Source organism: Bacillus sp. FSL K6-0268, assembly GCF_038005425.1.
GTDB lineage: Bacteria > Bacillota > Bacilli > Bacillales > Bacillaceae_G > Bacillus_A > Bacillus_A thuringiensis_S.
Map to the genome: position 1 here is coordinate 5,770,074 of NZ_JBBOTF010000001.1, position 25,089 is coordinate 5,795,162.

The following is a 25,089-nucleotide window of genomic DNA, read 5'->3' on the forward strand; positions in this document are numbered from 1 at the left end:
AAAAAGGGTATACCAGTGTTTTAGGTACACCCTTTTTAATTTAACTCCCCGATAAACAGAATCTCTTTTTCGTAGCATTCATCTTCATCATAAATAATTTCTTGAAAGCGAAGCGTTTCGAAGGAATGACAAACTGGAATTTCTAATTTCTCCCAAAAATCAATTTCATTTGAAAGAAGAATCCATTTTTGAAATTCACTATTTCTATTAAAAAAATTATGAAAGTAGTCCTCATTTTTAAATATAATGATTTGCGAACCCCACAAATTATTTATAGAAATTAAAACAACAACTCGATATGTATGTGTATCGCTCGGTTTCATATTTATTAAATGATTTGCTTGATTTAATAAGGTTTGAATACATAATCGCTTTACTTTTCTAGGTGTTTTACGAGAGTCGATAAAAGTTTGCGAAACTGGCAATAGCATATTCCAATATTCATCGTTATAGAAAATAGAAGGGAACGTTTTTGTATGTTCCTCAATTCGCTTTATTAAAGTGTTTGTTTTTCGTTTCATACCACGTATTTTCTTTTCACGCATTGTGAGTCATCTCCATAAATTTTTGTAATGCAGCAGAGTGATATATATCTTTTCTAGTAATAAAAGTAGTAGGAACTTTTTTGAAGCTATTTGGTAAAGGGTTGAATGATATGTCATGTTTATGATCATTTAAAATAGACTTCATCATAATTGCTATGCCCATACCTGATTTTACACATGCGAGTATCGCCTCAATTGTTCCGAACTCTAATACTCGCTTAGGTGAAATTCCTTCTTCTTGAAGCCAATCTTCTAATAAATTTCTATAATAGCACCCGCGACTAAATGCAAGTAAATTCATGTCTCCGATGTCTTTAAAGGAAGATAAAGGATTTTTGCTAATGAGAACTAATTCTTCTTCACGAAATATATTTGTATGAAGTTCAGTATGCTGAGTAGAGCCAGCTATAAACGCTCCGTCCAGTTTTCGTTCTAATACAAGCCTAATCAATTGTTCCGTCGTATTTGATTCTAAAATCAATTCGACTTTTGGGTATTTCTCATAATAGGCTGTTAATATAGATGGAAGTCTTACAGCGGTTGTAGATTCTGTACATCCAATTTTTAAAGTGCCTCTTGGTTCGATCCCATTACTTTGAACTGCTTTAACAGATTGATCTATTAAGTGGATAATTTGTTTGGCGTATGTTAATAAAATCTCACCGTTAGAAGTTAAAGTTACACCTTTTCCGTTTCGGTAAAATAAAGGCACACCTAATTCGTTTTCTAGTTGTTTCATACGCATTGTTACGCCAGACTGTACATAGTTTAAATTTTTCGCTGCGTGAGATATGTTTTTTTCTTTCGCAACTTCGTAAAATACAGTTAAATCTTTTATATCCAAGTATCATCCCTCCATAAAAGGTATCATTTTTTTTGATGGATTACATAATAAATCTTTATTTTATATGATATCAGAACTTTCATACAATGAAAGGGGGATGGAGGGATTATTGTGTTAATGGAAGAAAGGGTGAATAGTACTTATAAGTGGGTTATGTTAATTTTTGCGACAGTTGCTCAAACAACAGCGACACTTATAACGTATGGTGTTGGAGCGTTTGCATTATTTTGGAAAGAAGAATATGCACTTACGAATACGGAGAGTGGATTGCTAGTAAGTGTTGTAAATATAGGACCGCTATTTTGTATGCTTTTTGTCGGGCGGCTACTTGATCAATACAATGAAAAGTTGTTAATTTCGATAAGCTCATTTTTACTAGGAGGTTCATTTTTACTGACTAATATGGTCAATGAATTTAATGGGTTACTCTTTGTACTTTTATTAGTAGGAACGTTTTATAGTGTTTCGCAGCCAGGAGGAAGTAAGGTGATAATAAAGTGGTTCCCAAAAGAAAATCGCGGGTTAGCAATGGGGATTAGACAAGCTGGTATACCGATTGGTGGCACGTTAGCGGGAGTATTGATCCCGTTTCTTACAATAAAATATAATATGGCTTATGCGGTAAATAGTATTGCATGCATTTGTATAATTGGAGGGTTTTTATTTTTTATATTTTATAAGGAACCATATATTCAAGAGAAAGTTAAACAAGAACGTATTAAACTTTCTTTTTGGATGCAGTTAAAAGAAGTGATGTGTAAAAAAGAGTTGTATGCAATTTATATAACTGGCATTTGTATGATTTCATTGCAAATGGTGTTAGTTGCACACTTTATAAAATTTTTAGTATTGGAACAATCAATCACGCCAATTTTAGCTGGAAAAGTATTTTCCGTTATGTTCTTTTCTGGAATGGTTGGTAGGGTTATATTAGCAGCTACTAGTGATTTGTTTTATAAGGGAAATCGGCGCACCCCTTTATTTATAACTGTTTGTATTTCTATTCTCTTCATTCTAATATTAGTAATGAGCATACATACAATAACGAATGTATTGTATGGTGTAAGTGCATTGTTAGGGTTCTTTTCGATTGGATGGTTTAGTCTTTTTATAACTGAAGTTGCAGAATCAGCAAGTGAAGAATCGGTAGGGATGACAGTGAGTTTTGCACTTACATTAAATCAAATTTCCATTATTGTTGCACCTGCTTTATTTGGTTATATTGTAGATAAGAAGGGATATACGTATGCGTGGTTATGCATAGTTGTATTACTAACTATTTCAGCGGTTAGCTTATATAGGAATTATAGAAAATAAAGGAATGTTAGCAATGTAAATTTTTTGTGAAGAAAGTCTAAAGAAATGTTGAATGAGCGACATTTCTTTTTTTATTTGTTGTATAATCAAAATGTAAATGAGATTCGTTTTCAATTTCGTTCATTACCTCTTTTGAAATTACCTGTAATTTTAGCCATAATTAGCTGTTTTTCTTTATCGTTATTTGCATGATTTATTTTATTTAAAAATTTTTCAGCATCATTTCCTTTTAATATTATAATTTGTTTTCCGTAATATTCAATTAATACCATGTTGTTTTTTGTTATCCGATAATGAAACATCTTATCATCTAAACGGTTGCGTTTATCGGTGTTTTTCATATTACATCTCCATTCTTTTTAGTATGTAACAAATGTTACAAAAGAATTTGAAATTATAGTGTAATGCATCCGATTGTATGTTGGAAATTTTGCTAGAAAGAAATACAATAGAGAGTAGTCAAAATTGAAAATGAGAAAAAGGAATCTAGTTTTAACATAGTGAATATTAAATAATATTATAATATACTTGATAATTAAAAGATATAAAATAGAATGGATGTACGTTAAGTGAAACTAGATAAAAGAGGGTTCCTAGTATGTTAAAGAAATGGTTAATCGTTTTCTTTATTTTTGCTGTTTTTTGTGGAAGTGTTGTTACACTAATACATGCAAATAAAGGAAAAAAATATGATGTAAAGGCATTTTTAAATGTAAATAGTAAGCAAAAAGATGTTAAGCAGGAAGTTGATGCGAATGCGAAAAAGCGTTATGAAATTGCAGCTGGAAAACTAGATCAGTACTTAAAAGATAAAGGATTTAATGGGAGTGTTCTTGTAGCAAGTAAAGATCATGTCATTTTACGAAAAGGGTACGGTTATGCGAATGTGAAAGATCAAGTATTAACAACTCCAAGAACGAAATATCGCATTGGGTCTATTACGAAAACAGTTGTTGCAATATCTATTATGCAACTAAAAGAAAAAGGGAAGTTGAACATTGAAGACAATGTAAATAAATATATCCCATCGTTTCCGGCAGATAAAAACATTACGTTACGAAATTTGTTAACACATACGTCTGGATTACCAGAACAGGGACAAGGTAGTGTTGACGCAGCATCACGGTTAAAATTAGTAACGTGGATTGGGGCACAAACGTTACAATTTCCAGCAGGGACAGGATGGAAATATACAGATTATAATTATATGGTGCTTGCATATATTGTAGAAAAAATATCGAATAAACCACTTGCTGAATATGTGAAAGAAAATATTTTGACTCCTGTTGAAATGCATGAATCTGGAATGGGCGCAACACTTCCAGAGGATATTTTCTTAGCAGAAGGGTATACGAAAAAAGATAATAAGTTAATAGCCACGCCTCGCTTAAAAATGAACTGGCTGTATGGTTGTGGTGAAATGTATACGACTGTTGAAGATATGAAAAAGTTAGATGAAGCTATTATGGATGGTAAACTACTTTCTAAACAAAGTGTATCAGATATGTTTTCTGCATCACCTGCAAGAAAATATGGATTTAGTTTCTATATTTACCCAGATTATTATCATAACCACGGTGTATTAGCTGGCTGGAACACTTTTAATAATTTTAACTGGGATAAACGAACGTTTGTCATATTATTTTCTAACGTCCAAAATGGTATGAATGATGCATTTAATCAAGAATTTAGGAAAATGGCGAATGATTTAATAGAAGGAAAATAATTATAAAAAATCGGTATTGATATGTAATTATCAATACCGATTTTTTTATTTTGTAAAGTTTTACTTACTGCCCACAAATAGCGGGATAAATAGGTAAGAAAGGTGATTGGCATTTGAATAAACCAAAATAGGTAGTTAAATGCTAAGTAATGTAAAGAATAATTGGTAATTTTTACATTGATAAAAAAGCTTGAGCTTCACACTATGTGAAGCTTTACATTATTGGAGACAAGAACAGGAGGTTGAAAAAATGAAAAAAGTAATAAAGTTTTGTTTAATAGCTACATTATCTACAACGATTATTAGTGGATGCTCTTTTGAGGGTAACAATGAAAATGTTAAAGGGAAAGAAGGAGAAAAAGTAGAGGTACAGAAAAATGCTGGGAAATATACGATGCCAGATGAAAAAGATAAACATGAAGGTACATGGCTGCAATGGCCACATGAATACACATATGGTGAAGAGTATAAGCAGGAAGTTGAACCTATTTGGGTTAAGATGGCAAGTGCTTTAACTGAGGGAGAGAAAGTCCACATTGTTGCATATGACCAGGAAGAAAAGAAGAGAATCAATAAGCTTTTAACAGATGAAGGGTTAAATATGGAGAAGATTGATTTCTTTATCGCGCCTACTGATGATGTATGGGCAAGAGATAGTGGACCGATTTTTGTTTATGACAATAATAAAAATTTAAAAATATTAGACCCGGCATTTAATGGATGGGGAAAGAAAACGCCTTACAAAAATGATGCTCGAATACGAGAGAATGTCAGTAAACAATCAGGAATTGAAAGAATTGATTGGGGGAAATTTGTCCTTGAAGGTGGTGCAATTGAGTTAGACAGCAATGGAACTGCTTTATTAACTCGAAGTGCAGTAACGAATAAAAATAGAAATCCTAATTTATCAGAAAAGGAAATTGAAAAATATATAAGTGACCTTGGGGTATCAAACTTTATTTGGTTAGACGGAGTACCTAATTTAGATATTACGGACTTTCATATTGATGGATTTGCTAAATTCCATAATAACTCTACCATTGTAACGATGAAAGAAGATGACCTAGCCGAATGGGGTTTATCTAATAAAGATATGAATACATTGTTAGATGCCAAAAATGCTTCAGGACAGAAATATAAGTATGAATACTTGCCGCTTAGTAAAGAAAAAGTTGCTTTAGAAAATGGAAAAACTCTCGATTATAAGGGATCGTATATCAATTATTATATTGGGAATACAGTTGTATTAGTGCCTAATTATAATGATCCGAATGATAAAATCGCAAACGATACGATTCAGAAGTTATACCCGGATCGTAAAGTAGTTGGCATTGATGTGAGAGAGCTTTATAAAAATGGTGGCATGATTCATTGTGTGACACAACAACAACCAATTGCATTGAAGTAATTAATTGTAATTTCGTTGTGCTGCTATATAGACAAAATAGGTGAAATCTTATCTTTACCTATTTTGTCGTTCCTTATTATTTGTAAAAATAAAAATTAAATATAATGATAATTGAATTGTAGTGTATGTTCGCTTTTCGTTTTATATGGTAAAGGAGAAAAATGTTTGTGTTAAAGAATTTTAAAATAGTGTTTTCGTATTTCCCTATCGTTTTACAGTACATTTTAAATGTAGCTTTAATTTGCTTAGGGGTTGTTCTAAGTGTATTTCTTATGAAAGAAGTCATTCAGTTTATACAAGAACTGAAATTGGATGGTAATGAATCTAGTTATCATTTAATTGATAGTATTGTCGTATTCTTTTTGTACTTTGAATTCATCGTAATGATTATAAAGTATTTTCAAATGAATTTTCATTTTCCATTACGATATTTTATATATATAGGTATAACAGCTATTGTGCGTCTCATCATTATAGATCACGATAGTCCGTTAGATTTATTGTTATATGCCTGTGCAATCTTTGTATTAATTAGTGCGTTGTTCATTGCGAATTCTAAAATGATGCGTCGGGATTTAGAATAGTGAACATTTGTTGTTGAATTAAATAAGATATTTTATCTTTTTGCAAAAAAGGAGTAACGGTATTGAAAGAAATAATCTTAACCAGCCTCATAATGATAGGGTTTATGATTCTATTATTTAATTGTATACTTTCGTGATTTAAAAGAATAAAAGGTTAATAGAGAAAGAGGTTTTTGTAAATATGGTTCATTACAATAATCAAAATAGTTTACATTTATAAGTTTTGCATTCATAGGTATTGAAGCAATAGGGGTTGAAATTGAAGATCCCTTTGGTCAGGATCCAAATGATCTTCCGCTAGAAGGAATTTGTATAGGAGTAGAAGCGCATTTAGTGAATTTATATAATCAAAACGATCTATTAGAAGTAATGGGTTTGAATCGTGATAAAAAAATCATTTAATCATTTATTGTTGTTTTAAAATAGGTTATTTAAAAAACTTGTCAAGAGTCAATTTAAGGCTTAACGTCAGCTTTATATTTTTTATATAAATATATAATATTTCTCCATGCTATAATCCATTCATGAAATATACGCGGTTCATGAGTTGTAATGAAAAGAGAAATGAATTGAGGAATAGTTGGCTTTGTGAAATCAGTTATGTAACTACTATTAAAAAGCGAGGTAAATAATATGGAACAAAAACATAATGGGATTATTTTTACTGCAATACCAGACGAATCGAATGAATATTATCAACCATTTTATGAAGACTTGATTTACTTTAATGAATGTTTAAATGAAAAGAAATCAATGGCAGATCAACTTATATCTTTATCTGTTGAAGAACAAGACTTTCATACGAGCTGTTTTGAGTATGATGATATTTGGCTAAGAGATGTTGCACCGGTTGCCACAAATCATCTAGTTAAATTTAAATATCGACCAAATTATTTGCCAGATGATCAAGGGCGATATTTAGATCAACAATTTAATAAATGGTTGAAAAAGAATGACTTTGAATATGTAAAATCTCCATTAATATTAGATGGTGGTAATCTTATTTGGAATAAAAAAGATACTGTAATATTAACAGAACGCATATTTGATGATAACGATGATTGGACAGAAGAGGAAATTATTGAGCAGTTAGAATGGGATTTAGATGTGAGCCGAGTTATTATTATTCCTGCTGAAGAAGGGGATGTACTAGCACACGCAGACGGAATGGTTAAATTTATTGATGAACATACAATGTTTATTAGTGATTTTTTAGGGGATCATGAATTTAGATATAGTGTTCAAGAGATTATTCAAGAACAAATGCCAGAAGCTGCATTTATAGTTGTTCCTTCATCGTATACAGAGAAAGGACAATATGATCAAGAGATAGCATCGGCAAAAGGATTGTATATAAATATGTTAGAATCATGTGATGCTCTGTATGTTCCTAAGTTTGGACTAGCTAAAGACGAGGAAGTTTTACGATATATTCAACAGTATACGGAGAAACAAGTTATTCAAATTCATGTAGGAGAAATATCAACAATGGGAGGCGCGATGAATTGTTTAACGTGGTATTGTCCAAGTCATTTGTTACCTTCGAAAATAAGAAGATTGAAAAATCAGAATGAAGATTTTTCAATGAAGAAGATTTTTGATTGGTTTTAATAAATAAGTAATGAAAAGAAAATGTATTCAAGGAGTATTGATATGTATACCATCGCTGAGTTTTCTCGGATTTGTAAAATGAGTACGCGGATGTTAAGACATTATGACAAAGAGGAGATATTAAAACCGGCATATGTGAATCCGGTTAATGGGTATAGGTATTATGAACAAGGACAGCTGGAAGTAGCGTTGAAAATCAAAAAGCTAAGGGAGTATAAATTTCCTCTTCCAAAAATTAAAATTGTTTTGCAGTCATCGGATCAAGATTCGTTTGTTCAACATATACAATCACAAATTATCGAGTTGTCTCAGGAAGTGAAGCAAAATTTACAGGTTATTTCAGAAATGAATGAAATGGTAAAGGTGAATAGTAGTCTAAATACTGCTCGTCATAGAAATTACGATATATTAATGGGAATGAGGAATGAAGTAACGATAATTATTCAAAGAGTAAAAATAGATATGGATGATATGGATGATTATTTTTATGACTTATATGAAGAGGTACAAAAAAATAATTTTCAAATAGTCGGTTCACCATCTGCAGTCTTTTATGATGAAGAATATATTCCAAGTAACAGTGATATTGAATTAAGAATCCCGGTTATGCAGGGGAATGATGAAGACGTAGCACAAGAGTATGAAATGAAAAAACTAAGTCCACATCAAATCGTTACTACTATGCATTATGGAAGTTACGACTATATTGGTTACGCTTATATAGCGTTAGAAGAATGGGTTGAAAAAAATGGGTGTGTAATAGTTAATTCGCCATATGAGGTTTATATAAAGGGGCCTGAATGTGATTGTTTAGCAGAAGAGTATGTGACACAAATTTGTTTTTTAGTTACGAAAATAGAATGAGAATAAGGATTGACATTAACATTATGTCAATCCTTATTCTATGTACGAAAGCAATTTATCATAATAAAAAGGCGAAATAAAGAGTCACCTTATAAAGTTGCTACAAGTAAATGAAGATATTCCTGTTGACCTTAACACGATGTCAAAGTATAGACTGTACGTACATTCATATAAGGGGTGAACACGTATGAGAAATATAGAAAATAGTTTGTTTTATATGCCTGCGGAATGGGAGAAACATGAAGGTACATGGCTGCAATGGCCTCATGATAAAGCTAATAGAGGTGAAGGTTACAGAGCTAAGCTAGATGATATTTGGGTAACGATGGCAAAGGAGCTTCATTACGGAGAAATTGTCCATATTGTTGTATATGATGAGGAAGAAAAAGTACATGTCCAATCGAAGTTAATGGAAGCGAAAGTGGATATGGATAAAATTGATTTCTTAGTTCAAGAGACGGATGATGTGTGGATAAGAGATAATGGACCGATCTTTGTAAAAGATAAGGAAGGCAATCTCTGCTTAACACACTGGGTTTTTAATGGTTGGGGAGATAAATATCCGTATGAAAATGATGCTGTTATTCCGGCAAAAATAAGTGAGATGTATAGTATTCCAAAAGTTAAATCTAGTGTCTGTCTAGAAGGTGGAGGAATAGAGATAAACGGAAATGGAACCTTAATGGCGGCAAAAACTTCTATTATAAATGAAAATCGAAACCCTACACTAAGTCAGGAAGAGATTGAAATGGAGTTAACGAAGTATTTGGGGGTAACGAATTTTATATGGATAACTGGTATTCGTGGTGAGGATAATTATGATGAAGATACGGATTACCATATTGATGGCGCAGCACGTTTTGTAAATGAAAATACAATTCTTTATGAATATGATCCTTTCGGGGAGAGTGAATCCTACCTTTTGGAGGCGTACGAAAAGCATTATCAAGAATTGAGACAAGCAAGAAATATAGATGGAAAACCATTTCAGCTTATACCAGTACCGGTGACAAGAAAAGCTGTAAAAGAAGCAGATTGTAAGGGCTCATATTTAAACTTTTATATTGGAAATGAGGTTGTATTGGTTCCTATATATGGCGATGAGCATGACAAGTTGGCGCTTCAAATTATTGAAGGGCAGTTTCCGGGAAGAAGAATTGTCGGCATTTATGTAAATGAGCTGTTTGCGTATGGTGGCATGATTCACTGTGTGACGCAGCAACATTTAGCATAAAGTAACCGAAATGAAAAAAGCATGCAGAGTATATACTCTGCATGCTTTTTATAATGCTGAAAACTCCTCAACAAGTTGAGTGAATTGTTTCAATGCACTTTCAATCGGTTCTGGCGTAGTTAAATCAACACCAGCTTTTTTCAATAAGTTTAGTGGATAGTCAGAACTTCCGCCTTTAAGGAATTCAATATAATGTTTTTGAGCATTTGGATCGCCGCTTAATAGTTTATCAGCGATTTGAATGGCAGATGCGAATCCAGTTGCATATTTGTATACGTAAAACGGGCGATAGAAATGAGGGATTCTAGCCCATCCGTATTTTACTTCTTCATCAAATACAAGTGAATCACCGTTATATTCTTTAAATAGCTTTTCATAAATTTCACTGAAGACTTGGGCATTTAATGGTTTACCTTGCTCAGCCATTTCATGTGTGATTTTTTCAAATTCTGCAAACATGATTTGTGTAAAGAAAGTACCTTTAAATTTCTCAATAAAATGGTTAACTAAATGGTTACGCACGTTCGTTTCTTTTGCTTCTTTTAATAAATAGTGAATTAATAACACTTCATTTACTGTAGAAGCGACTTCTGCCACAAAGATAGAATAATGTGCAGAAATTCTTGGTTGGTATCCATGTGAATAGTGCGTATGCATACCGTGCCCGCATTCATGAGTAAGAGTGAACAGGCTATTTAAATCATCGTGATGATTTAAAAGAATGAAAGGATGAACACCGTATACACCAAAGTTATAAGCACCAGAACGTTTTCCTGGTGTTTCTCTTACGTCTATATATCGTTTATCTTTAAAACTTTTTAATGTCTCAATATATTCTTCTCCTAAAGGAGCTAGTGATGCAATCATAATGTCAAATGCTTCACTATATGGGATGTCTTGTTTTGCACCTTCTACTAAATCGATGCCTAAGTCGTATTGTCTTAGTTCATCTACGTTTAATTTTTCTTTTCGAATTTCATTGTATGTATGTAATGTTTGAATGTTTTTTTTCGTTGTATCAATAAGGTTTTCATATACTTCTTTCGGAACCATATCGCCAAATAATGATTTCTCTAGCGCTGATGGATAGTTTCTTAGCTTCGAAACGGTAACATTATTTTTAATAGCAGCGGATAAAGTAGATGCGATGGAATTCTTTAACTGAACATATGGTTTGTAATATGCTTTATAAGCTTCTTTACGCTTTTCACGATTCGTATCTTCTATTAACTTTGCATACATTCCGCGTGTTAAGTTCACTTTTTCTCCATCGTCAGTCGTCACTTCACCAAATAATATATCTGCATTGTTTAACATACCAAATGTGTGCTGTGGAGAAGAAAGAGCTTCACCCATCTGTGATAAAATTGCTTCTTGGTCCTTATTCAATACGTGTTTTTTATAACGATATAATTCAAATAAGTCTTCTTTATAATATTGTAAGCCTTCTGTTTCTTCTATGTAAGAATGTAATGTGCTTTCGTCTATGCTAAGTAAGAAGGGGGAAAAGAAAGATTTAGCTGCACTTACTTTCACGTGTAATTGTGATACTTTATCGACAAGAGATTGCGCGTCAGTATCGCGTGTATCAAGGTCAGATTGTAATCGTGCATAAGCGAACATTAAAGATATTATGCTAGAAATTTCTTCACTCTTCGTTAAATAAGCTAATAAACTATTGCCATCGTGAATATTGCCATTAAACTCGTGTAATTCCTTCGTTAATACTTCAATTTTATGAAAATCACTTTCCCAATCTTCAATTGTATGGTAAATGTCTGTTAAATCCCATTTTTCTATATCAGCTACTTGTAATCGATCTTTAAGTTCTGTCATAATCATTTCCTTTCTAAACATGTAGTTATATTTCTATATAACTATGAAATACAACAAATTGCAAAAAATCCCTGCTGAAAATTGAAAAGCCTTGCTAAAATAACAAGGCTTACATACTTATAGTGTAATTCCAAATTTTGAATGTAAAAGGTTTGTAAATTGCATGTCTGTAACGGTTTCTTTCGTTTTTTTACCATTTTTCGCTACTGTAAGGCTATCTTTCGTTAAAGAGGCATGCCCATCTTCAGTTAGTTTTACAATAAGAGGTAGTTTATTAAAGGGTGATCCTTCATGTTCAACGATAATTTTTTGTGCTGTATTTGCTTTTTCTTCATCCACTTCTTCTATATAAAATGCATAGCCTAACGTCCAATCATCAGCAGAAGATTGATCCAAGAACTCATTGTTTTTCCGCATCTCTAAAATGTAGTTTCCCTTTTCGGTCATTTCTTTACGAATACGATAATCTCCTGTAACAGAGTGAATGACTTCACCTGAGAAAGGGACAGGGGCAAGAGGTAAGTATGATCCGAATCCTACTTCAATTAAATAAAGTTCATTATGATGTGTTAAAACGGTTGCAATATGGCCAGAATCAACAGCCCATATGGAGTTTGTAGCGTTATAAACTGTTCCTGAAACGAGATGAACATCGAATCCAGAATCTTTCAAGAAGTAATACATAGTAGGATTGAGTTCATAACAAAGACCGCCACGGTTATTTACTAAAATTTTCTCTTTCAAATTTTCTTTTGATATTTCTTTAAAATTCTTTTCGAGAATATTTAAGTTTTCAAAAGGAACAGTTTGTGCCATTGCGTACATAATGTTAGATAAATCTTCAAATGAAACTGTGTCTTTTTCTTCTATATATAATCGTACGAAAAATTGTTTTTGAAAGTCTGTCATAGAAATCCCTCCGTTATGTTTTTATAGGTAAATTGTAAACAATCTTGAATAGGATGTGAAATTAAAACTACGTTGAATATTTGAAGTGAGATTAAAAATAATGTGGGAGAGTGAGAGATTGCTACTTTACTAACGGTGGAACGAATATTATAATAATTCTGATAAACTATGCAAACGCTTTCTTAGAAGGGGATGGTGTACAGATGTTTAAAAGAGTAACAATAGTCGGATTGTCAGTTGTTATGTTTTTACCTAGTATATATGAGGGGAGTAAAGCATATGCAGATACAGTTAACAATGGAACGTTAATGCAGTATTTTGAGTGGTATGCTCCGAATGATGGGGATCATTGGAATCGTTTGCGTACTGATGCTGAAAATTTAGCGCAAAAAGGAATTACATCTGTTTGGATACCACCTGCATATAAAGGAACTACGCAAAATGACGTAGGATATGGAGCATATGATTTATATGATTTGGGGGAATTCAATCAAAAGGGAACAGTGCGGACGAAATATGGGACGAAAGCACAATTGAAGTCTGCAATTGACGCTTTACATAAGAAAAACATCGATGTATACGGTGATGTAGTTATGAATCATAAAGGTGGGGCTGATTATACAGAAACTGTCACAGCAGTTGAGGTAGACCCAAGCAATCGAAATGTTGAAGTATCAGGTGATTATGAAATTAGTGCTTGGACAGGATTTAACTTTCCAGGGCGTGGAGATTCTTATTCTAATTTCAAATGGAAATGGTATCATTTTGACGGAACAGATTGGGATGAAGGAAAGAAATTAAACCGAATTTATAAATTTAGGGGCATAGGTAAAACGTGGGACTGGGAAGTGTCTAGCGAGAATGGGAATTATGATTATTTGATGTACGCGGATCTTGATTTTGATCATCCAGATGTTGCGAATGAAATGAAAAAATGGGGAACGTGGTATGCGAAGGAATTAAATTTAGATGGCTTTCGTTTAGATGCTGTTAAACATATTGATCATGAATATTTGCGCGATTGGGTAAATCATGTTAGACAGCAAACGGGGAAAGAAATGTTTACAGTAGCTGAATATTGGCAAAATGATATCCAGACTTTAAATAATTATTTAGCGAAGGTCAATTATAATCAATCTGTGTTCGATGCACCACTGCATTATAATTTTCATTATGCTTCAACAGGAAATGGGAATTATGATATGAGAAATATTTTAAAAGGAACGGTAGTTGCGAATCATCCTACACTTGCGGTTACTCTAGTTGAAAATCATGATTCACAGCCTGGTCAGTCATTGGAATCTGTAGTGAGCCCTTGGTTCAAACCGTTGGCATATGCATTTATTTTAACGCGTGCAGAGGGATATCCTTCTGTTTTCTATGGTGATTACTATGGTACAAAAGGAAATAGTAACTATGAAATTCCAGCGTTAAAGGAAAAAATTGATCCGATTTTGACGGCACGAAAAAACTTTGCATATGGTACGCAGCGGGATTATTTTGATCATCCAGATGTAATTGGCTGGACAAGAGAAGGTGATAGTGTACATGCTAATTCTGGTTTAGCAACGTTAATCTCTGATGGACCAGGAGGGTCAAAGTGGATGGATGTTGGGAAGAATAACGCAGGGGAAGTATGGTACGATATTACGGGTAATCAAACAAATACTGTAACAATTAATAAGGACGGGTGGGGGCAGTTCCAAGTAAGTGGAGGATCAGTTTCCATATATGTTCAGCAGTAATTTTGTGATGAAAAAGGAGAGGTAGACTGAAATATAAGTTTTCCTCTCCTTTTTATATGGTGCATATTTATTTTTCCTGAATCTTTATTGTAATAAAAGAACTAGTCGACCTTTATAACAACAAGAGATGCATTGGAATAAATAATGTCACCCGTGGCTTCTCTTATTCGTAATCGAAGAACATCTCCTTGGTTTAAAGGTAATAGATCAGTTCTGGCGGATGTGGCTCTTACCCCAGAAGCACCACCAACTCGTGTTTCAATTGCGAATTGAATGGAATCGTTTATTGTAAGATTTAATATGCTAGACGAAATAGCTTGTATTACAAATACGATTGAAAAGGATACAGAGTATACACCAGTGGTATCAATTGTAATGGAGTTGTCTACTGGATTTAGAGTAGTTCCACTAACAGGTCCTGGAATGGTAAAGTTGACATTTGTATTAACTACTGCTGAAAAACCGATTCCTACTTCAGAAGTTATTGTTCCAAATACGGGAAGAATCCCTAAACCAGTTGCGCCAGTGGGACCAGTTATTCCAATTCCGGTAGGGCCTGTAACCCCAGTGGGACCAGTTATTCCGATACCGGCAGGACCTGTAACCCCAGTGGGGCCAGTTATTCCGATTCCGGTAGGACCTGTAACCCCGGTGGGACCAGTTATTCCGATTCCAGTAAAACCTGTCGCACCGGTAGGGCCTGTGATTCCAGTAGGTCCAGTAGGGAAAGTAAATGGTGGAATTGATGGTAGTGTGGGACCGATTAAATTTGGTTCCAGAGCAGGTCCATGTAAAGTATTATATTCTTCATTCATATAGTAAACCTCCTATCATTGCTTGTCATAATTATTAAATGTATTAGAGGAAGTAAATGACATTCGCAATAGCGGAGCCGCTTCTATAATTTTTCCTCAGCAAATATAGGTCTAGTTTAAGTGATATTGAAGCGTACAGTTACGTACTACTTAAGTATGACACCTTTACTTCTCACGTAACATATAGTATGATGATTTCAATAAATTAGATTTCAATGACTATAATATAAATTAATGAGAGGTGCTTTTTGTGAGTGCGGTAGGTACTAAATAGGAAAAATTTAATGAAATAAGTCAGATAAGAACAGGGGATTTTTATGTATACCATACCCCTAACTTTGTCATGGATTTATTTCGATACCTATGAAGATACCTACAATACTTTATAAAGCGTGTAATAAGGGACTGCCATCTATTTTTTTATGGCTTATTTCCTCATATGTTATTACACATGCCTTGTAAATGTAAAAGCTGCGGTATCCCCGCAGCTTTTTTGTATATATTTTTAATGTATAAAAATGGTAATTGAATAATGTAGAACTCATTGGAATCTAATGAGTAGGTATCTTCATTTATGATAAAAATCAATCATAGTGAGGAGAAACAAAATGAATACGATGACTTTTGAAAAGTTACAATATAACGAATTAAAGGATATAGTGAAATCTTATTGTGTAAGTGGATTAGGTAAGGAATTATTAAACAAATTAGAGCCGAGTACGAGTCTAAAAGTAGTGAGAAATCGCTTGAATGAAACGACAGAAGCACGAGCTATATTAGATGCAGAGGGGCATGTTCCTTTCTTCGGCATTTCTAATATTGCTAGTACAATTCAAAAATTAGAAAAAGGGATGATTTTAGATCCAGAAGAATTAGTAAGTGTTTCAGACTTTTTACGTGGATGTAGAAAGATTAAAAAGTTTATGTTAGATAAAGAATTTTTTGCACCAGTATTAGCTTCTTATGCAAATTCAATGACTGAATATAAAAGTATTGAAGAGGAAATTAACTTTTCAATTAAAGGAAATAGTATTGATGTAGCTGCAAGTAAAGAGTTAAAGCGAATTCGAAATAATATTGATTCTGTAGATGGGAAAATAAAAGAACGTTTAATGAAATTTTTAAATAGTAGTGCAAATAAGAAATTCATTCAGGAATTCTTTATTAGTAAAAAGGATGACCGTTATACGATTCCAATTAAATCTTCCTATAAAAATCAAGTTGCTGGAAGTATTATTGAAGCCTCGGCAAAAGGCTCTACTGTATTTATAGAACCGCATACGGTTACGAAATTGAATGCAGAATTAGCAGGTTTGAAAGCAGAAGAAGCGGTTGAAGAGTATCAGATTTTAGCGACTTTATCAGGAATGGTGTTAGAAAACATTTATAGTATAAAGATTAACATGGAGCTAATTAGTCAGTATGATATGGTATTTGCGAAGGCAAAGTTTAGTAAATCGATTGATGGAATAGAGCCGAAGTTAAATGATCATGGCTACATTCATTTAGTGAATTGTAAGCATCCGCTTTTAACAGGGCAAGTTGTACCGTTACATTTTAAAATTGGTCAAGAGTATCGTAGTTTAATTATTACAGGGCCGAATGCGGGCGGAAAGACAATTGTGTTAAAAACGATTGGATTGTTAACATTAGCTACAATGTCAGGCCTTCATATTGCAGGAGATAGAGGTACAGAAATCGCTATTTTCGAAAATGTATTCGTAGATATTGGTGATAATCAAAGTATTGAAAATGCATTAAGTACATTTTCGTCTCATATGAAAAATCTTTCTGAGATTATGAGGATGTCAAATAATAATACGTTGCTATTATTTGATGAAATAGGGAGCGGTACAGAACCGAATGAAGGTGCAGCACTTGCAATTTCTATTTTAGAAGAATTGTACCTTGCGGGATGTATTACCGTTGCGAGTACGCATTACGGAGAAATTAAACGCTTCTCAGAAATGCACGATGACTTTATGAATGCAGCGATGCAATTTAATAGTGAAACGTTAGAGCCGCTTTATAAATTAGTTATCGGAAAATCAGGGGAAAGTAATGCACTTTGGATTGCGAATAAAATGAGCGTAAAAGAACATGTACTGAAAAGAGCGAAAGAGTACATGGGAAATAAAGAGTACGCTTTAGAAAAAGTGAATGAAAGTAAAATTAGAAAACCGAAATTTGTACAAGAAAAAAGAGAATCTCATTATGAGTACAAAATCGGCGATCGTGTGAATTTATTGGATTATGATGATTTTGGTATCATCTATAAGGAAAAAGATAATTTTTATAACGTTGTTGTATATTATAACGGTGAATTCGTTGAAGTAAATGTAAAACGTATTACTTTAGAAGTAGCAGCGAAGGAGTTATATCCAGAAGGGTACGATTTAAATACACTATTTGTTGATTATAAAGAAAGAAAAATGCAACACGATATTGAGCGCGGATCGAAAAAAGCACTGCGTAAAATTCAAAAAGAAATAAGAAAGAATAGAGGATAAGTTAAAATGGTAACGATTAGACAAGAACAAAAAAATGATTATAGAAAAACAGAAGAAGTCGTAAAAGAAGCATTTTTACTTGAAGAATTTAGTGATAAAACAGAACATGAACTTGTAAAACGTATTAGAGAATGTGACGCGTTTGTTCCGGAGTTATCAATTGTTGCGGTAGATGAAGATATAGTTGGTCACATTATGTTATCAAAAATTACAATAGAACAAGATAGAACTTCTGTAGAATCGTTAGCACTTGCGCCAGTTTCAGTTGCTAGGGGCCATCAGAAGAAAGGAATTGGCGGAAAACTGATTACGGCTGCTTTAGAAAAAGCGAAAGAACTTGGATACGGATCAGTTGTAGTATTAGGACATCCAGAGTACTACCCGAAATTTGGTTTTAAGAAAGCAAGTGAGTGGAATGTAAAAGCACCGTTTGAAGTGCCTGAAGAAGTGTTTATGGCGATGGAGCTAAGAGAGAACGCTCTCCAAGGTGTAGAAGGAGTTGTTCAGTATTCGAGTGCTTTTGCTGAGTAGGAGTAACGGTTAAGAAATGTAATCATAAAAGATGCTATCTTTTTGTATGGATATACAGAAAGATAGCTTTTTTTATTAAGCGGATCTACTGACGTATATTTTGCTCAATGAATAATTGAGGTGGTAAAATTGAGATAGAAACGTAAAGGGAGAGAATAGAATGAATAAGCGAGAAACAGATAGCAATGAGAATGCAGTTACGTTATATGTTACAAGACACGGTAAAACAATATTAAATACGAATCATCGCGCGCAAGGTTGGGCTGATTCTCCATTAGTAGAAAAAGGTGTTGAAGTTGCCACAAATTTAGGAACAGGATTAAAAGATATTCATTTTATGAATGCGTATAGTAGTGATAGTGGCCGAGCGATTGAAACTGCTAATTTAGTATTAAAATATAGTGAGCAATCAAAATTAAAACTTGAGCAAAGAAAAGATTTGCGAGAATTAAATTTCGGTATTTTTGAAGGTGAAAAACTTGAGAATATGTGGGATGTGGTTGGAAAAGCTGCAGGCGTTCCATCACCAGAAGAACTTATGAAGTTTTCTATTCAAGAAGTGATTAATCTTATTAGAGTAGCAGATCCTACAAAACAGGCGGAAGATTGGGAATTATTTTCTACTCGTATAAAAGCTGAGATAGATAAAATTAGTGAAGAAGCTGCTGGAAATGGTGGCGGTAACGTTTTAGTTGTCGTTCATGGGCTTTTGATTACTACCTTAATAGAAATGTTAGACAGTAGCAAAACAAAACTTGGGGTGGAAAATGCTAGTGTGACGAAGATTGTATACCAAGATGGAACATATACAGTCGAGTCGGTTGGAGATATGAGTTATGTTGCAAAAGGGAAAGAAAGTGTGGAAATATAATTAAATCTCCAAGAGATATAAGAAAAGGAAGGTAGAGAAATCTAGCTTCCTTTTCTTATTGGAACGATTATGGAATTAATAAAATCTTCCCTGTACTTTTTCTGCTCTCTAATAATTTATGTGCAAGAGCACCATCTTGTAAGGAGAATGTAGTAGGGCACTCAATGTTTAATTTGCCAGTTGCGATCCAATCGAATAATTGAGTAGATCGTTTTTTACGTTCTTCATAAGTGGTAAGAACGTTCCAAAGGTCTCCGCCAGTTAAAGTTTTTGAAGTATCCATAAGCATACGTGGATCAACTGGCGCAGGATTACCACCAGCCATTCCGTAAAATACGACAGTACCGCCAATTTTAGTAGCGTTAAAACTGTCCTCTAATGTAGAACCTACTGATTCATATACAACATTTACTCCAGTTCCATTAGTCATTTCAAGTACTTTCGTATGCCATTCTTCGTTATATAAAAATACGTGATCGGCACCAGCTAATGTAGCTATCTTTGCTTTCTCTTTTGATGACGTTAAACCAATTACTTTTCCGCCATATAGTTTAATCATTTGAACAAGAAGTTGACCGACGCCACCAGCTGCAGCGTGTACTAAAGCTATATCACTTTGTTTTAGTTGATAGCTATCTTGCGTTAAATAATGTGCAGTTAATCCTTGTAATAAGACAGAAGCAGCTGTTTCAAAAGAAATAGAATCTGGTAGTGGGATTACTTTTTCAGATGGAACGGCAACTAGTTCTGCATTTGCAAATGGGACGTCCGCAAATGCAATACGGTCTCCTAGGTTGATAGTAGTAACGTCAGCTCCTACTTTTTCAACAATTCCAGCTCCTTCATAACCTAATACATAAGGCGGATTGCCAGCAAGATGATAATCGCCGCGGCGTCTATAAATATCAGCGAAGTTTAATCCGATTGCTTTCGTGCGGACTAGAATTTCATTTGGATTTATGATTGGATCATGTATTTCTTTATATTGTAGTACATCTGGATTTCCAAACTGTTCGAAACAAAGTGCTTTCATATGGAATCCCTCCATTTGTATTGTTTGTCGATGCTCTTTATCATACAATACAAATATCAATAGGCAAAGAGGATTATTTTGATGAAATCAATCGGAAATATCGATTGAAAAGAGGGATGATAAATGGAGATAAAACAATTAATTACATTTAAAGTAGCAGCAGACACTTTGAATTTTACACAAACTGCAAAGAAATTAAATTTTGCCCAATCAAGCGTAACGGCACAAATTAAAACGTTAGAAGCTGAGCTTGGTACACCGTTATTTGAAAGATTAGGAAAACGCCTTTTCTTAACTGAAGCAGGAAGAAAGTTTCAACTATATGCGGACAAGATAATCGCACTTAGTAAAGAAGCAAAGACGGCCGTGAAAGATGATGAGGAAATAGCAGGTACGTTAATAATTGGTGCACAAGAAAGTCAATGTACATACAGACTGCCTTCTATATTAAAGAGGTTTAAAGCACAATTTCCTCAAATAAAACTTATATTTAAACCAGCACATTCCAATAAAGATGCAAAGGAACAATTGATGGAGGGGAAAGTAGATCTTGCATTTATTTTGGACGAATGTAAAACAGAAGATGTTTTACATGTGGAACCACTTATGAAAGAAGAATTAAAAGTAGTAGCTGCTCCTACGCATCGTTTACTTGAACAACCTTCAGTTTCTATAAAAGATTTAGAGAGTGAAACACTTCTACTAACAGAATTAGGCTGCTCGTATCGGACTTTATTTGAAGAACTATTTCGTACAGAAGATGTGTATCCAGCAAATAAAATTGAGTTCGTTAGTGTCGAGGCAATTAAACAATGTGTTATTGCAGATTTAGGTATAGCTGTTCTACCAGCGATAGTAGTAGAAAAAGATATAAGAGAAGGGACAATAAAAGAGTTACATTTAGAAAATGCAATTTCATCGATTTATACACAAATTGCTTGGCATAAAGATAAATGGATGACAGCACCACTGCAGCAATTTATTGATGTAACAAGGGAGTTTTTTACAACGGATTAAGTGGAGAAATATTTATTTTATATAAAAGAAAAAATGGCAATTTTGTATAAAGAACCGATGCTTGAATATAACAAGTATCGGTTCTTTTATGTTTTAAATATAGAATGCTATAAAATGTGTATTTCTCAACTTTTTTTCTTACAAGGATAAGTAAAATTCTTCGTATATTCCAATAATCATCAGGGAATTTACAACGTTTATTCGTTTCTGTAAGATGCCTCTAGGAAGAGTGAAAGGAGGGCTTACATAGCAGTATAGCTTGTCTTTAGTATACGTACTTATTGTGAGGGGGAATTTAAAATGTTTAAAAAGTTAATGAAAGTATGTGTGTTAAGTGCGGCAAGTATAGGTGTATTATTTAGTTTTCAAGGAAGTACATTTGCAGCTACTGATTTAAGTAGTTATTATGACGGGAAAAATCCAGCAACAACGAAAGTATACGGGGGAAGTACAACATGTGATGCAGATGGATTTAATGCAAAGTCTACAGCAGTTTATGAAGGTAGTAAAAAAGTGGGGACAGTGTATTTACGTTACAGTAATAAATGTCATGCAGCATGGGCTAAGTTTGTGTTAGATCAACCAGCACCAGCTGTTTCGGGAGGAGTGTACGCGTACGCTGTTGTAAATAAATACAAAAATGATGTATTCCAAAAATCAGTTACTTCTAATCAGGGGAACGGCACAATAAAAACAGGTCAAACGAGCACTTATACAGGAATGGTATTTGATTTAACTGCTGATTTCGGATACACAGCAGATGCTGAAGCAGTTACGTTTAATAACGGTTACGGGAAAACAGCACGTTACTAATAAAGGAGTGAAATTATATGAAACTTTTAAAAAAGACGAGTGCATGTTTATTGCTATCTTTACTCGTTGTAACTAGTATGTTTAGCACGATTAATAGCGATAAAGCATATGCAGAAGATCATTCATATGATGGGAAAAGTCCTTATTATAATAGTTGTGATCAATCCGCAGTAACGAAAGAGAAGAAATGGATAGATTCAAATTCTTATGTAGAATTAAAATTTAGCACGACGTGTAAGACGGCTTGGGCGAAAGTTACTGTAACTCGTCCAGCAGTTTATAATAACGAAGCTGATGCAAGGGTTGTTAGAAAAACAGATGGAAAGGCATATACTTGCGGAAGTGCTGGAGGAAATGGTGTTGTAAATAAAGGACAAACATCATGCTATACGCCAATGGTATATGACTTGGATCCAAGAAAAGCGCAAGCACAGGGGAAACATGCCATTCCGAATAGCGATGCTTATAATTATGCGGAGACTATTTGGTATTGATGGAATTATAAAAAATTTAAGATAGCATATTTTAAGAGCATGTTTTGACTGGTTTTCAAAGCATGCTCTTTTTGTTCGTTTATTCAGTGGTAACGAATAGCAAGACTCTAACTTCGAGCTTTGATTGAAGTGAAGCGGATAGCGGGATATTTCGTAAAGGTCTAATTCAGTATGGATATTTCTTTCGGGTATTGGGATAATTTAACATAACTTATTTTCATCCTTCGAAATTTATGCTCTAATTAAAACAAAGGAGGCAAGTAGATGAGTAATGATATTAAACGATATGTAATTTGTACTTTTATAGGTACATGGACACTTTGGGGGTTATTAATTAGCTTGATAAGATTAAACATTACGACATTTGGTACGCCGTTTGCAATGATATTATTTGTTTTCGGTGGGATCATGCCGGCAATCATTGCGATTAGTTTAAAGAAAAAATATGGATCACAAGAGGAGTTTAGAAGTTTCATTAAAAATATTGTAAATCCTAAACATCACTTTGCATGGTATATTCTAATCATTATTCTAGCTTTTATAAGCTGTTATCTTCCAACGATATTTGGTGGAGCAACAGTGCAAAAACCATTATACGTGGCATTAATGAGTTTTCCGATAATGATCATTGGTGGAGGTCTTGAAGAAATTGGATGGAGAGGAATCTTACAACCTGCTCTTCAGAAAAGGTTTTCAGAATTTTTTAGTACGATTATTGTGAGCATTATATGGGCTATTTGGCACTGGCCGTTATGGTTTATTCCGGGCACGAATCAAACTCAAAGGGATTTTCTAGCCTTTATAATTACGACAATTGCCGTATCTTTCTTATTAACTACAATTATTAACGCAACTAAAAGTATTTTTATGTGTCTAATTTTTCATGCGCTTCTTAATTCTTTTTGGAGTGTGTACGTGCCAAATGATAAAGTGTTACCAGCGTTTTCAACTTTTATTTTCGGAATTTTCGTGTTTATTTTGTGTACATTCATAATAAAAAGAAAAAACCTCTTATTGATTAGGTAACTGAAATTATAAAAGGAAACATATTAATATATTTTTTTATGGATATGAAACTAGTTAGTAAGAACACGACACAAACATAATTAAAATATATTACAAGTTTGTGTCGCAAAAAAATTGCAGAACTATAAATAACATCAAAAAGAATGAAGAGCCTTTTCATATATAAACAATGCTAACGACAGTTATAGTAGTTGAGTTGTTAGAATTAACTAAGATCTGTATCAGGAGGATTGTATCCAAGGTGACGAGCCATTGATACAATTTGTCCTTTATGATGAAACTCATGTGTCTCTGTATGAGTTAAAAGCCATAACGGTGTTGTACTCCAAGGTTCTTTTTGCCATTTCACTTCATTTGCTATATTTTCGAGCCAACGGTCATTGTATTCATCTAAAAAACGTTGTACAGTCTCATCTACTAACTTAAATCTAGCACGGACTTTCGTGATATCTGCATGCTCAATTTCATAATCACTAGCAAATGAAAAATCTGCTCGTTTTTGTTTAAATGCGAATGATCCAAGCCAGTATCGATAGCAATCGGCTACATGAATATGAGTCTTTATAATGCTACCGCTTCCGAAATTAGGAACTGTGCTATGTAATGTTTCTACGGGGATTTCTTCCAAAAACGAAAATAGAGTTTCTCTTGTAGAGCTAATAAGATTATATTGTTGTTTTAAAATATGTAACATGCAAGTACACTCCTCTTTTATTTACATAGTAAGTAATTCTATATTTACGAGGAGTGAACCTTTTTATTATTTTTAATAAGCATATTAGATGTATTTCTTATTTGTTTCTGATAGATTAAACAAGGTGAAACGTTAATAAGTTGAACATTCTTAGTTCATAATAAATTGTACATCAAGAAGGGGAACGATAAAATGAATAGACTAGTGGGTTTAAAACAATTTGAAATAACGCGCGGGGCGTTACTTAAATTTATGGAAACGTTAGATGATAAAACTGCGGATACGCAGCCAGAGGGTTTTAACAATACAATTCGTTGGCATATCGGTCACGTGTTAACAGCAGCAGAAGTTTTCATGTTTGGAAAAGAATTCAAACAATTACCAACTGAATACCCAGGTATGTTTGGGTATGGATCACGACCATCTAAATGGAAAACAGAAGGACCATCGTTAGAAGTGTTAACGGCTCAATTAAAAGAACAAGCAAAACGTATTAACGAAATTCCAGCAGAAGCATTTGAAAATAAACTGCCAGAGCCATTCCTAGGATTGGAAACAGTAGGGGAGCTTTACGGTATGATGCTTTATCATGAAGCTGATCATATTGGGCAAATGAAAGCGATGGAACGTATTATTAAAGCTCTTTAGTCTTAATTGCATAT

At 33.6% G+C, this 25,089-nt stretch carries 24 protein-coding genes and 1 pseudogene; 17 read left to right on the forward strand and 8 right to left on the reverse strand.

Translation table 11 applies throughout. The features are described from left to right. Positions 1-35: 35 nt before the first annotated feature. The gene (locus MHI28_RS29955; protein ID WP_001208325.1) at positions 36-545 is read right to left on the reverse strand and encodes a DUF3916 domain-containing protein; all 510 of its coding nucleotides are present in this window, start codon (positions 543-545) and stop codon (positions 36-38) included. Then, a complete protein-coding gene (locus tag MHI28_RS29960) occupies positions 538-1,389 on the reverse strand; it encodes a LysR family transcriptional regulator (RefSeq protein ID WP_000351677.1) in 852 nt (283 codons plus the stop codon). The genes MHI28_RS29955 and MHI28_RS29960 overlap by 8 nt, the downstream gene beginning before the upstream one ends. Before the next feature lie 117 nt (positions 1,390-1,506). Here MHI28_RS29960 and MHI28_RS29965 point away from each other — a divergent pair, with 117 nt between their 5' ends. Further along, positions 1,507-2,706, forward strand: a complete 1,200-nt coding sequence (locus MHI28_RS29965) for an MFS transporter (RefSeq protein ID WP_015945864.1) — start codon at positions 1,507-1,509, stop codon at positions 2,704-2,706. A gap of 110 nt (positions 2,707-2,816) precedes the next feature. On the opposite strand, the gene MHI28_RS29970 is transcribed toward MHI28_RS29965, so the two are convergent. Further along, a complete protein-coding gene (locus tag MHI28_RS29970; protein ID WP_000798792.1) occupies positions 2,817-3,047 on the reverse strand; it encodes a hypothetical protein in 231 nt (76 codons plus the stop codon). Positions 3,048-3,304: 257 nt separating this feature from the next. Between MHI28_RS29970 and MHI28_RS29975 the strand changes: the two genes are divergently transcribed. The 7 genes and pseudogenes from MHI28_RS29975 (at position 3,305) to MHI28_RS30005 (ending at position 10,133) form a co-directional block, all read left to right on the forward strand. Beyond that, complete coding sequence (locus MHI28_RS29975; RefSeq protein ID WP_000915206.1) at positions 3,305-4,432, forward strand: serine hydrolase domain-containing protein; 1,128 nt, start codon at positions 3,305-3,307, stop codon at positions 4,430-4,432. Between the two features lie 250 nt (positions 4,433-4,682). After that, the gene (locus MHI28_RS29980) at positions 4,683-5,840 is read left to right on the forward strand and encodes an agmatine deiminase family protein (protein WP_000755771.1); all 1,158 of its coding nucleotides are present in this window, start codon (positions 4,683-4,685) and stop codon (positions 5,838-5,840) included. A 167-nt stretch (positions 5,841-6,007) separates the two neighbouring features. Continuing rightward, entirely contained in the window at positions 6,008-6,424 is a 417-nt protein-coding gene (gene psiE, locus MHI28_RS29985; RefSeq protein WP_000916570.1) for a phosphate-starvation-inducible protein PsiE, read from the forward strand. Between the two features lie 210 nt (positions 6,425-6,634). After that, a pseudogene (locus MHI28_RS29990) lies at positions 6,635-6,826 on the forward strand (bestrophin family protein); the annotation flags it as partial. A 231-nt stretch (positions 6,827-7,057) separates the two neighbouring features. Beyond that, positions 7,058-8,035: an agmatine deiminase family protein gene (locus MHI28_RS29995; RefSeq protein ID WP_000435525.1), complete on the forward strand. Its 978-nt coding sequence runs from the start codon at positions 7,058-7,060 to the stop codon at positions 8,033-8,035. Between the two features lie 42 nt (positions 8,036-8,077). After that, entirely contained in the window at positions 8,078-8,899 is an 822-nt protein-coding gene (locus tag MHI28_RS30000) for a MerR family transcriptional regulator (RefSeq protein ID WP_000287988.1), read from the forward strand. 187 nt (positions 8,900-9,086) lie between these two features. After that, complete coding sequence (locus tag MHI28_RS30005; RefSeq protein ID WP_001244192.1) at positions 9,087-10,133, forward strand: agmatine deiminase family protein; 1,047 nt, start codon at positions 9,087-9,089, stop codon at positions 10,131-10,133. Positions 10,134-10,181: 48 nt separating this feature from the next. On the opposite strand, the gene pepF is transcribed toward MHI28_RS30005, so the two are convergent. Both pepF and MHI28_RS30015 read right to left on the reverse strand, forming a co-directional pair. Next, positions 10,182-11,969 (reverse strand): oligoendopeptidase F, encoded by a 1,788-nt coding sequence (pepF, locus tag MHI28_RS30010; protein WP_000137532.1) that lies wholly within the window; start codon positions 11,967-11,969, stop codon positions 10,182-10,184. Positions 11,970-12,086: 117 nt separating this feature from the next. Further along, entirely contained in the window at positions 12,087-12,878 is a 792-nt protein-coding gene (locus MHI28_RS30015) for an arylamine N-acetyltransferase family protein (protein WP_000129232.1), read from the reverse strand. A 203-nt stretch (positions 12,879-13,081) separates the two neighbouring features. Between MHI28_RS30015 and amyS the strand changes: the two genes are divergently transcribed. Next, complete coding sequence (gene amyS / locus MHI28_RS30020; RefSeq protein WP_086412956.1) at positions 13,082-14,623, forward strand: alpha-amylase; 1,542 nt, start codon at positions 13,082-13,084, stop codon at positions 14,621-14,623. A gap of 101 nt (positions 14,624-14,724) precedes the next feature. Here the strand turns inward: amyS and MHI28_RS30025 are convergent, their stop codons facing one another. Continuing rightward, positions 14,725-15,438 (reverse strand): exosporium leader peptide-containing protein, encoded by a 714-nt coding sequence (locus MHI28_RS30025; protein WP_001001586.1) that lies wholly within the window; start codon positions 15,436-15,438, stop codon positions 14,725-14,727. A gap of 608 nt (positions 15,439-16,046) precedes the next feature. Between MHI28_RS30025 and MHI28_RS30030 the strand changes: the two genes are divergently transcribed. From MHI28_RS30030 to MHI28_RS30040, 3 genes are all read left to right on the forward strand, one after another. Further along, complete coding sequence (locus MHI28_RS30030) at positions 16,047-17,948, forward strand: endonuclease MutS2 (protein WP_001095201.1); 1,902 nt, start codon at positions 16,047-16,049, stop codon at positions 17,946-17,948. A gap of 6 nt (positions 17,949-17,954) precedes the next feature. Next, positions 17,955-18,479 carry a GNAT family N-acetyltransferase gene (locus MHI28_RS30035; protein ID WP_000256475.1) on the forward strand — a complete coding sequence of 175 codons (525 nt, stop codon included), beginning with the start codon at positions 17,955-17,957 and terminating at the stop codon, positions 18,477-18,479. A gap of 160 nt (positions 18,480-18,639) precedes the next feature. After that, positions 18,640-19,350, forward strand: a complete 711-nt coding sequence (locus MHI28_RS30040) for a histidine phosphatase family protein (protein WP_001042048.1) — start codon at positions 18,640-18,642, stop codon at positions 19,348-19,350. Positions 19,351-19,417: 67 nt separating this feature from the next. Here the strand turns inward: MHI28_RS30040 and MHI28_RS30045 are convergent, their stop codons facing one another. After that, positions 19,418-20,383 carry a quinone oxidoreductase family protein gene (locus tag MHI28_RS30045; RefSeq protein WP_000645236.1) on the reverse strand — a complete coding sequence of 322 codons (966 nt, stop codon included), beginning with the start codon at positions 20,381-20,383 and terminating at the stop codon, positions 19,418-19,420. Positions 20,384-20,506: 123 nt separating this feature from the next. On the opposite strand from MHI28_RS30045, the gene MHI28_RS30050 reads away from it, so the two are divergent. The 4 genes from MHI28_RS30050 to MHI28_RS30065 all read left to right on the forward strand — a co-directional run bounded on the left by MHI28_RS30050 (position 20,507) and on the right by MHI28_RS30065 (position 23,733). After that, a complete protein-coding gene (locus MHI28_RS30050) occupies positions 20,507-21,400 on the forward strand; it encodes a LysR family transcriptional regulator (protein WP_000403874.1) in 894 nt (297 codons plus the stop codon). Between the two features lie 300 nt (positions 21,401-21,700). Then, positions 21,701-22,213, forward strand: a complete 513-nt coding sequence (locus MHI28_RS30055; RefSeq protein ID WP_000473731.1) for a YjfA family protein — start codon at positions 21,701-21,703, stop codon at positions 22,211-22,213. Positions 22,214-22,230: 17 nt separating this feature from the next. Beyond that, positions 22,231-22,707, forward strand: coding sequence for a DUF2690 domain-containing protein (locus tag MHI28_RS30060; RefSeq protein ID WP_000771161.1), 477 nt, complete (start codon positions 22,231-22,233; stop codon positions 22,705-22,707). A gap of 264 nt (positions 22,708-22,971) precedes the next feature. Then, positions 22,972-23,733, forward strand: a complete 762-nt coding sequence (locus MHI28_RS30065; protein WP_000063848.1) for a CPBP family intramembrane glutamic endopeptidase — start codon at positions 22,972-22,974, stop codon at positions 23,731-23,733. A 205-nt stretch (positions 23,734-23,938) separates the two neighbouring features. Here MHI28_RS30065 and MHI28_RS30070 read toward each other — a convergent pair whose 3' ends face one another. Further along, positions 23,939-24,427: a DinB family protein gene (locus tag MHI28_RS30070; protein WP_000902412.1), complete on the reverse strand. Its 489-nt coding sequence runs from the start codon at positions 24,425-24,427 to the stop codon at positions 23,939-23,941. 192 nt (positions 24,428-24,619) lie between these two features. On the opposite strand from MHI28_RS30070, the gene MHI28_RS30075 reads away from it, so the two are divergent. Beyond that, positions 24,620-25,075, forward strand: a complete 456-nt coding sequence (locus MHI28_RS30075) for a DinB family protein (RefSeq protein WP_001081119.1) — start codon at positions 24,620-24,622, stop codon at positions 25,073-25,075. Positions 25,076-25,089: the final 14 nt, after the last annotated feature.

Bases quoted from the DNA above. Each gene is read 5' to 3' on its own strand.
- MHI28_RS29955 (WP_001208325.1), bottom strand. From the start codon at position 545: ATGCGTGAAAAGAAAATACGTGGTATGAAACGAAAAACAAACACTTTA.
- MHI28_RS29965 (WP_015945864.1), top strand. From the start codon at position 1,507: ATGGAAGAAAGGGTGAATAGTACTTATAAGTGGGTTATGTTAATTTTT.
- MHI28_RS29970 (WP_000798792.1), bottom strand. From the start codon at position 3,047: ATGAAAAACACCGATAAACGCAACCGTTTAGATGATAAGATGTTTCAT.
- MHI28_RS29975 (WP_000915206.1), top strand. From the start codon at position 3,305: ATGTTAAAGAAATGGTTAATCGTTTTCTTTATTTTTGCTGTTTTTTGT.
- MHI28_RS29980 (WP_000755771.1), top strand. From the start codon at position 4,683: ATGAAAAAAGTAATAAAGTTTTGTTTAATAGCTACATTATCTACAACG.
- MHI28_RS29995 (WP_000435525.1), top strand. From the start codon at position 7,058: ATGGAACAAAAACATAATGGGATTATTTTTACTGCAATACCAGACGAA.
- MHI28_RS30000 (WP_000287988.1), top strand. From the start codon at position 8,078: ATGTATACCATCGCTGAGTTTTCTCGGATTTGTAAAATGAGTACGCGG.
- MHI28_RS30005 (WP_001244192.1), top strand. From the start codon at position 9,087: ATGAGAAATATAGAAAATAGTTTGTTTTATATGCCTGCGGAATGGGAG.
- pepF (WP_000137532.1), bottom strand. From the start codon at position 11,969: ATGACAGAACTTAAAGATCGATTACAAGTAGCTGATATAGAAAAATGG.
- MHI28_RS30015 (WP_000129232.1), bottom strand. From the start codon at position 12,878: ATGACAGACTTTCAAAAACAATTTTTCGTACGATTATATATAGAAGAA.
- amyS (WP_086412956.1), top strand. From the start codon at position 13,082: ATGTTTAAAAGAGTAACAATAGTCGGATTGTCAGTTGTTATGTTTTTA.
- MHI28_RS30025 (WP_001001586.1), bottom strand. From the start codon at position 15,438: ATGAATGAAGAATATAATACTTTACATGGACCTGCTCTGGAACCAAAT.
- MHI28_RS30030 (WP_001095201.1), top strand. From the start codon at position 16,047: ATGAATACGATGACTTTTGAAAAGTTACAATATAACGAATTAAAGGAT.
- MHI28_RS30035 (WP_000256475.1), top strand. From the start codon at position 17,955: ATGGTAACGATTAGACAAGAACAAAAAAATGATTATAGAAAAACAGAA.
- MHI28_RS30040 (WP_001042048.1), top strand. From the start codon at position 18,640: ATGAATAAGCGAGAAACAGATAGCAATGAGAATGCAGTTACGTTATAT.
- MHI28_RS30045 (WP_000645236.1), bottom strand. From the start codon at position 20,383: ATGAAAGCACTTTGTTTCGAACAGTTTGGAAATCCAGATGTACTACAA.
- MHI28_RS30050 (WP_000403874.1), top strand. From the start codon at position 20,507: ATGGAGATAAAACAATTAATTACATTTAAAGTAGCAGCAGACACTTTG.
- MHI28_RS30055 (WP_000473731.1), top strand. From the start codon at position 21,701: ATGTTTAAAAAGTTAATGAAAGTATGTGTGTTAAGTGCGGCAAGTATA.
- MHI28_RS30060 (WP_000771161.1), top strand. From the start codon at position 22,231: ATGAAACTTTTAAAAAAGACGAGTGCATGTTTATTGCTATCTTTACTC.
- MHI28_RS30065 (WP_000063848.1), top strand. From the start codon at position 22,972: ATGAGTAATGATATTAAACGATATGTAATTTGTACTTTTATAGGTACA.
- MHI28_RS30070 (WP_000902412.1), bottom strand. From the start codon at position 24,427: ATGTTACATATTTTAAAACAACAATATAATCTTATTAGCTCTACAAGA.
- MHI28_RS30075 (WP_001081119.1), top strand. From the start codon at position 24,620: ATGAATAGACTAGTGGGTTTAAAACAATTTGAAATAACGCGCGGGGCG.